At 44.4% G+C, this 8,614-nt stretch carries 6 protein-coding genes and 1 pseudogene; 3 read left to right on the forward strand and 4 right to left on the reverse strand.

The genetic code is table 11. The features are described from left to right. Positions 1-316 precede the first annotated feature (316 nt). Complete coding sequence (locus tag ACYQ2O_RS08645) at positions 317-1,984, forward strand: peptidoglycan DD-metalloendopeptidase family protein (RefSeq protein WP_459770535.1); 1,668 nt, start codon at positions 317-319, stop codon at positions 1,982-1,984. Between the two features lie 132 nt (positions 1,985-2,116). On the opposite strand, the gene ACYQ2O_RS08650 is transcribed toward ACYQ2O_RS08645, so the two are convergent. Both ACYQ2O_RS08650 and ACYQ2O_RS08655 read right to left on the reverse strand, forming a co-directional pair. Then, a complete protein-coding gene (locus ACYQ2O_RS08650) occupies positions 2,117-2,584 on the reverse strand; it encodes a threonine/serine exporter family protein (protein WP_091265548.1) in 468 nt (155 codons plus the stop codon). Positions 2,585-2,602: 18 nt separating this feature from the next. After that, a complete protein-coding gene (locus ACYQ2O_RS08655; protein WP_091265545.1) occupies positions 2,603-3,361 on the reverse strand; it encodes a threonine/serine exporter family protein in 759 nt (252 codons plus the stop codon). Positions 3,362-3,583: 222 nt separating this feature from the next. On the opposite strand from ACYQ2O_RS08655, the gene recQ reads away from it, so the two are divergent. Together recQ and ACYQ2O_RS08665 are read left to right on the forward strand one after the other, a co-directional pair. After that, the gene (recQ, locus tag ACYQ2O_RS08660; RefSeq protein ID WP_459770537.1) at positions 3,584-5,362 is read left to right on the forward strand and encodes a DNA helicase RecQ; all 1,779 of its coding nucleotides are present in this window, start codon (positions 3,584-3,586) and stop codon (positions 5,360-5,362) included. Between the two features lie 180 nt (positions 5,363-5,542). Then, on the forward strand, positions 5,543-6,889 hold the full coding sequence (locus ACYQ2O_RS08665; protein ID WP_459770539.1) for a D-serine ammonia-lyase: 1,347 nt from the start codon (positions 5,543-5,545) through the stop codon (positions 6,887-6,889). A 221-nt stretch (positions 6,890-7,110) separates the two neighbouring features. Here the strand turns inward: ACYQ2O_RS08665 and adhP are convergent, their stop codons facing one another. Next, positions 7,111-8,121, reverse strand: coding sequence for an alcohol dehydrogenase AdhP (gene adhP / locus ACYQ2O_RS08670; protein WP_459796429.1), 1,011 nt, complete (start codon positions 8,119-8,121; stop codon positions 7,111-7,113). A gap of 296 nt (positions 8,122-8,417) precedes the next feature. Continuing rightward, a pseudogene (locus tag ACYQ2O_RS08675) lies at positions 8,418-8,614 on the reverse strand (IS1634 family transposase); the annotation flags it as partial.

The following is an 8,614-nucleotide window of genomic DNA, read 5'->3' on the forward strand; positions in this document are numbered from 1 at the left end:
AATGTTGTTATGGTGACTACATTTTACCAAAGAGAGGTGTCTTTTTGTGTGTTTTTTGATAATTATTTATAAGAAGTTTCAATAACCGCAAGGGTTAAACCTGGATATTCAACTGCAAAACTTGAGTGTATAATTTGTCAGAATTTTGACTAAATACAAGTGTAATATAACTGTAATCATCATGTAGTTTAACATAATTCAGTTTGATGCTATTATAAGTTTAGCTTAAAAAACAAAAGCGATTAAACATGAACTTGTTGATTATGATAATTTTATCATATTAAACGAGACTATTTTGAATTTAGGAGGAACTATTTTGAAGAAGAAGTTTACACTTGGCTTATTAGCCTCTGTCATGCTCGCTGGTTCGTTCCCTATTGTCGGCTCACCGGTCCAGGCTGAAAACTTGCTTGATGAATTAAAACAAGAAAAAGAAGAAGTTGAAAATCGTTCAGGTGAATTAGACGGTAACATTGAAAACACTGAACAGGAAATGGAAGAGCTGGCTCGCGAAAGAGAAGAACTTGAAGCGAGTATTCAGGCACTTCAAATCAGCATTTCAGAATTGACAGAAGATCTGATTGACCAGAATGATCGTCTGGATGCTGCAAATAAAGAAATTGATCGTTTAAATGAACAGATTGATCACTTAAATGTACTGATTGAACAGCGTAACGAAAAACTAATGCAGCAAGCTCGTTCCACACAAACCCAGTGGAACCCGACGAGAATCATACATATCATTCTGTCAGCAGAAAATTGGTCAGATCTGATCAGTCGTATGGGTATTGTCAGCCAGTTAGTATCTGCTAACCGTTCTATTATTGAAGACCAGATTCGTGACCAGCAGCTTGTAAAAGAATCTGAAGAGCAGGTACAAGCTGAGCGAGTAGAAGTACAGAATACACTTAACGAAATGGAAGCAACTCGTGAACAGTTGAGTTCTCAGCAGGTGGCGCTCGATGATGAAATTATGCACGTCGCTGAATTGTATGAAATGAATGAAAAAGAGAAAGAATCATTTATCAGTGAACAGTACGTTCTGGCGCAACAGGCGATGACCTTGTCTTCTGAAATTCAGTCTGAAGAAGAACGTCGTCTTGAAGAGCAACGCAGACGTGAAGAAGAAGAGCGTCGCAGAGCAGAAGAAGAAGCTGAACGTCAGGCAATCGCTGAAGCAGCTAGACTGGAAGCAGAGCATGAAGAACAAGCACGTGCCGAAGAAGAAGCGAGTCAGCAGGCAGCGGCAGAGCGTGGTGAAGCCGAATCTCGTGAACAGGCAGCGGCAGAACGCCGTGAAGCCGAGTCTAGCGAGCATGCAGCCCCTCAACAGCGTGAAGAAGAAGCCCGTCAACAAGCAGCGGCTCAGCAACGTGAAGAAGAAGCGCGTCAGCGAGCAGCGGCTCAACAACGTGAAGATGAAGCGCGTCAGCGAGCAGCGGCTCAACAACGTGAAGATGAAGCGCGTCGTCAGGCTGAAGCAGAAGCAAGAGCTGCAGCCCAAAGAAGAGAACAGGAAGCAGCCGCAGCCACTTCATCTCAAAGTGGTGGATCGAGTTCTAGTCCAAGTCCAAGCTCAAGCAGTACGCCATCAAGCGTAAGCTGGAGCAGACCGGCAAGCGGACGTCTGACTTCACCATTTGGGTTCAGAATCCACCCGATTTTCAGAACACGCAGATTCCACAGTGGAATCGACATTGCCGGTAGTGGAGCAATCACTGCGACACGTTCTGGAACAGTCAGAACAGCGGGATTCAACAGAGCACTAGGCTACTATATTGACATCGACCACGGTGGCGGATACGCAAGCCGGTACGCTCACTTGCAGCCGAACATGCTGGTATCAAGAGGTCAGTCAGTGTCTCAAGGACAGAGAATCGGTACGATGGGGACGACTGGAGATTCAACAGGTGTCCACCTTCACTTTGAAATTCATAAAAATGGCCAACCTGTCAATCCACTGAACTACGTCAGCGGGTTCTAATCACTGACATTAGACGAATAAAAAAAGACATTAAACTAAAAAACCGGGAGCCTCTCACTTGTTACTTGAGAAGTTCCCGGTTTTTAAGTGTATTTTAAAAGTGATATGTGCTTACTGGAGTATAGGTGGGTGTTAAGGGAGGTACCGTTTGTCGCGTTTTTCAAATGCCTGACTAGAAAAGACCTGGAACAGTCCACTGTTTACCGAAAGGCCTAAAGCAATCGCACCTGAAATCAGAAAGGTTTCCGTGGCGTACATGAGCGCCATTTCTGAGCTGCCCTCGATAAATGCTCGCATCATATTGTAGGCAGAACCTCCTGGAACAAGAGGGATAATTCCGGGGATAGCAAAGACGATTACTGGCATTTTAAAATGTCTAGCATACCATTGGCTGAAATAGGCCACTAAAAAAGCTGCTACGCCGACACCTACAAATAAGTCGAGTTCTAGCTGGAAAGACAGGATATAATAGACGATCCAGCCGATCGCTCCTGCAAAACTGGAAGCAAATAAGGTTCGTGTTGGAACATTGTAGAGCACACCAAAACCAAATGTGGCGACAAGTGCAGCTATAAAGTAGGTTAAATGATTCAAATTCATCTGAAAACTCCTTATCTGTTATAAAAATGTCAAGACCATTGCGATCCCTATGCCTATAGCTCCGGCGGTCAAAAAGGCTTTGGCAAGTACAGCCACTCCAGCGAGGAGATGACCGGCCATCAGATCTCTGAAGCTGTTTGTGATAGCCATACCGGGAACAAGAGACATGACACTGCCGATGATAATGATATTGACATCATCTCCAAAACCTGAGGTCGTAAAGAGCAGAGCCAGCAGCCCAATGAAAAATGATGCCACCATTTCAGCAAAGAAGCTGACATTCGTCCAGTCGTTGATCACTTCGAACAGGATATGTCCCAGTCCGCCTGCGATAAAGGCGGGAAGCATATCGTCATAGGTTCCGCCGAACAGAAGTGGAAAGCTGCCACAGGCAAATGCAATAGCCAGGTTGCGCTGCAAGGTTGAAAAATTTCGTGGCGTATTTTTTATATTGGTCAATTTAAGTTTAACTTTGTCTGGAGCCAGTGCACGCTGAGCCAGCTGTCTGGACAGATCATTTACCATCGAGACCTTTTCAAGATTTGTCTGTCGATCAGTCATTCTCAGAAGTTCAGTATGGTCCTGGCCATCTTCACCTTGTACGGTCAGTATAAGTGCTGTGGGCACAACGAAAACATTAATGTAGACAAGGTTGTAACTTTTCGCTATACGGTAAAGGGTATCTTCAACTCTGTACGTTTCAGCCCCATTTTCGAGCATAACTCGCCCGGCTTCGACGCAGACATCAAGGATATCAGCTACGGGATACTTCTGCATTTCTACTCCTCCTGAATGTGTTCAATACGCTAAGTATAACGAGTTTTCTTGAATTTTGCGAATAGAAGTTGATGAGAGGAGATTAAAATAATGAGTCTTAGCATGAAAAGATAATATATACGTAGAACACTTGATGAGACCTTTGAGGCCTGCTGTTATTATGTTAGAATAGATCAGTCTGTTTATGCACAGTGACACAACTGAATGGTTAGGAGCGATACAGTGAACACAATTAATCAAACACTCAAGCAATACTATGGCTATACCTCTTTCCGCCCCGGTCAGCAGGGAATCATTGAAGCGATCATGAGCGGTCGGGATGTCATGGGAATCATGCCGACTGGTGGAGGGAAATCACTATGCTACCAGATTCCTGCTGTCGAAATGGACGGCTTGACGCTCGTTATCTCTCCACTTATTTCTCTGATGAAAGACCAGGTGGATGGGCTGCTTTCAATGGGCATCCGGGCAGGATTTTTGACCAGCCAGCTCTCTCTTGATCAGCAGAACGAGATTATCAGACAGGCAATCAGAAGCGAGGTCGATCTGCTTTATGTGTCTCCTGAACGACTGGAAAACGATTATTTTCTGAGCCGTCTGAGTCAGATGAACATCAATCTGATTGCTGTAGATGAAGCTCACTGTATTTCACAGTGGGGACATGATTTCCGTCCAAGTTATCAGGCGATTCCAAAAGTCCGGGCATACTGTTCGACGTATCCGCCTTTTGCTGCCTTTACTGCCACGGCAACTCAGAAAGTCAGAGAAGATATTGCGGAAAAACTGGAACTGGACGATCCTTACGCCTTTACAGCCAGTTTTGACCGACCAAACCTAACATTTTCCATTGTGCACCCCAAGAAAAAACAGCAGAAGCTGCTTGATCTGCTTAAAGATAAAGAATCCAGTGTAATTTACTGCAACACCAGAAAGAATGTAGAACGGGTCCATGCGTTTCTAAAGAAAAAGGGGTACGGTGTCGGGTATTATCATGCCGGACTGACTCCAGAAGAGCGAACCCGGTATCAGGAAGACTTTTTGTATGATAAGACCCCGATCATAGTTGCGACAAATGCCTTTGGAATGGGCATCGACAAAAGTAATGTGCGTCGCGTTATCCATTACAATATGCCGCTTGATATGGAAAGTTACTATCAGGAAGCCGGTCGTGCCGGACGAGATGGAGCACCTGCTGAAGCGGTCCTGTTCTATTCGAGTCAGGACATCATTACGAATAATCTACTGATTGAACAGGGGAATCACCCGTATGCAAAGAAGAATCTGAATACGATCATTTCTTATTGCAAAACGGGCCAGTGTCTCCGCAAGATCATTCTGGACTACTTTGATGAAACACCGCAGTTTGAGACATGTGACAACTGCTCGAACTGTAATGGAGAAACGGAACTTGTCGATGTGACCAAAGCCTGCCAGAAAATTTTGTCTTGCATCTACAGAATGAATCAGCAGTACGGGATGGGACTCGTGACGGATGTTTTGAGAGGGAAAGATAATGCGAGAATCAGAGCGCAGGGGTTCGATGACCTTTCGACTTACGGCATCATGAAAGAATCAGCTGATCAGGAAATCAAGGACATCATTGCGCTTATGGTGAGCGAGCAGTTTCTTCACGTGGGAGGGGACCAGTATCCGATCCTGAAATTCACGGAGAAGTCTGTGGATCTGCTACATGCCCGCAGCCAGCTGTTAATGACAAGACACCAGAAGGCTGAGCGAACCAATACCAAGCAAGCTGCTGTAGAAGAATACGATGAAACGCTATTCGAGCAACTTAGAGCGTTACGCAAAGACATTGCTGCGGAAATCGGGAAACCCCCGTTTGTTGTGTTTACAGATAAGGCATTGATGAGTATGGCGGCCGTATTCCCACAGACACCAGCAGATTTCCTTTCCGTTCATGGAGTGGGAGAGGCGAAGCTGGAAAAATACGGTGAGGACTTTCTGGAACTGATCACTGACTACTTGGCGAACAAATCCTGAAAACGGGCTACCGCATAATAAGCCCTTAAGCGTGACGATTTATTTACAGAATAGTAAAAGCCTTCTTATCTTATGATGCGAAGGCCGTCCTTAAGGTTTTTTCATCAGGTTGAATATGCTATAATAAACGAGCTTGAATGAATCAGAGAAGTTTTTTTATGAAAGGAAGCAGGAACAATTATGACAGATATAGAACAACTTATTGCATCAAACCCTTTACTGACTGACATCAGAAGCAGTGAAGAAATCTTTTGGAACAATTCAATGTATCTCCCTGTTGAAGAAGCAACGAAACAGACTAAGTACTCGGTGGCCGATATTGAGGATGCGGAGGCACGTCTGCAGAGATTTGCAGCTTTCATCCGTGTAGCTTTCCCGGAAACTGAAGCCACTGATGGGATAATAGAATCACCGGTGTCAGAAATTTCAGACATGAAGAACTACTTGAATGACACACTTGAAACGACTCTAGGCGGCAAATTGTTACTTAAACGTGATGATCTGCTGCCTATATCAGGAACGATCAAGGCACGTGGTGCGATTTATGAAGTGCTGAAGCATGCAGAAAATCTTGCGCTTGAAAAAGGAATGCTCGAAAGTACCGAAGAAGACTATGCTGTATTTGCAAGTGAAGCATTTAATGAATTTTTCTCCGCCTACCATATTGCTGTAGGAACAACAGGAAATCTGGGGATCAGCGTAGGGACGATGGCGCGTAAACTTGGATTTAACGTAACGGTCCATATGTCCGTAGAAGCCAAGCAGTGGAAGAAAGATTATTTAAGAGACAAAGGTGTCGAAGTTATCGAGCACGACACAGATTTCTCCAAAGCTGTAGAAAATGGTCGCGCTGAATCTGATGCGAATCCTAACAGCTATTTTGTAGATGACGAGCATTCAGTGGAGCTTTTCTTAGGTTACACAGTAGGCGGCTACCGAATGAAGAAACAGCTTGAGCGTGAGGGAATCACTGTTGATGCTGACCACCCGTTGTTCGTCTATCTGCCTTGTGGAATTGGTGGGTCTCCAGGTGGGATCACGTTTGGTCTTAAGCAGGCTTTCGGAGAACATGTGCATTGCTTCTTCGCAGAACCGACCAAAATGCCGAGCATGCTTGTCGGGTTGATGACTGAAAAGTATGATGATGTATCCGTCTTTGACTTCCATCTAGGTGGACTGACTATCGCCGATGGTCTGGCTGTTCCACGTACATCAGGCTTAGTTGCTAAACTGATGAGAACGTTCTTCAGCGGCGGATACTCTGTGCAGGAAGGTGTGTTCAAAGGGCTGCTTTCCAGTCTGTATGACACTGAATCGATTTTCCTCGAGCCGGCTGCAGTCGCTGGACTGGTCGGGCCTTATCGTCTGATGACGACTGATAATGGCAAGGGCTACATCGAATCATCAGGTCTGTCTGATAAAATGGATCAGGCTACTCATATTGCCTGGGCAACAGGCGGGTCAATGGTCCCTGAAAAAGACCGAGCTGCTTTTCTTGAAGAAAGCAAAGCGTATTCCATCAATTAAATGAATAAAGTAAAGACCCTCAGCTGTGTGCAACCCCAAAAGGTTAGATTTTTCGGTTCTAACTTTTAAAGGTCACTATAGCTGTGAGGGTCTTTTTTATACATAACAGGCAACTGATAATCTGATAGGTTCTTAATACCCATGGACAGCGATAATGCTGTGAAAAAAGTAAGGCTGTTCTGAATGTGTTGTCAGAACAGCCCTTTTGCATAAGTTTATAGTTACATATTCATATCAATGACCATCCGGCCTTTGAATTTACCTTCTATCATTTCATCGAAGATATCATTAATGTCTTCGATCGGGCGTTTTTCAACTTTGGGGACGACCAGTCCTTCAGCTGCAAAGTCAAATGCTTCACGCAGGTCTTCACGGGTACCGACTAAAGAGCCGACGACTTCTATTCCATCCAGTACGAGACGAGGGATGCTCAAGTCCATGGCTTCCGGTGGGAGTCCGACTGCGACGACAACACCACCTGCACGAACACAGTCAATGGCAGAGTTGAAGGCGGATTTTGCTACAGCTGTTACTATAGCTGCATGGGCTCCACCAATTTTTTCCTGCATAACTTGTTCAGCATTTTCTTTTGTCGGGTTGAGGATCAGATCTGCACCCACTTCTCTAGCAAAATCAAGCTGTGTGTCGTTGACATCGATCGCTACGACTTTAGCATTGAAGACATTTTTGGCATACTGCAGAGCAAGGTTGCCCAGACCACCCAGGCCGTAAATCGCAATCCACTGGCCCGGTTTGATTTTAGACTCTTTTATAGCCTTATAAGTTGTCACACCTGCACAGGTCACACTACTTGCAGCAGCAGGATCCAGGCCATCTGGAACTTTTACTGCATAGTCAGCGGTCACAATACACTGTTCGGCCATCGCGCCATCCACAGAATAACCGGCATTCTTTACTTCACGACATAACGTTTCACGTCCGTTTACACAGTATTCACAGTGGCCGCAGCCTTCGAAGAACCAGGCAATACTGACGCGGTCACCGACTTTTAAACTAGTGACATCATCTGCTACTTCTCTGACAACACCAATTCCTTCATGGCCGAGGGTAACGCCTGTCTTGTCACCAAAGTCTGCATTTTTAACGTGAAGATCGGTGTGGCACACACCACAAAATTCCACATCAACGAGTGCTTCTCCTGAACGAATCGCTCTGATATCCTTGTCTTTCACTTCAACTGTCTTGTCGCTCGTTACAACTACTACTTTCATGTTTTTTCTTCCTTTCTTGTTAAATCCTTACTGTTATTATATATGAACTATATTGCTCAGTTAATCACAATATATGCTATTTATTTAAATTATAATTATAACAAAGCTTAATTAAATTGATAAAACATGAACAAATCAAAGCTTAAAGGGTCATTTTTATAGTGTAAGAAAGAAACTTTTCGATTACTGAAGAAGAATTCTCCTGAGTTTCGCACTTAAAGAAGACTAAACAGGCTAGAAACAGCTTGGTTAAGCTGTTTCTAGCCTGATTTCTTATGGATAAGGTGTCCATTTATTTAATAGTGAATACTCATATCCAGTTGAGTGGCTTTCTTGAATTCTGATAATCGCATATGGGTCGTCAAGCCAGACATATCTAAACTGTCCATCAACTTTAGATACGTATCTGAAATAGTGGTTGGCGTAAGGCTAATCAACGGATAGTGTCCTTGTGCTAAAACGATTGGGTCACGGAGTGCCCGACTGAGTGCTT

The sequence above is a fragment of the Alkalibacterium sp. m-11 genome (assembly GCF_054658155.1).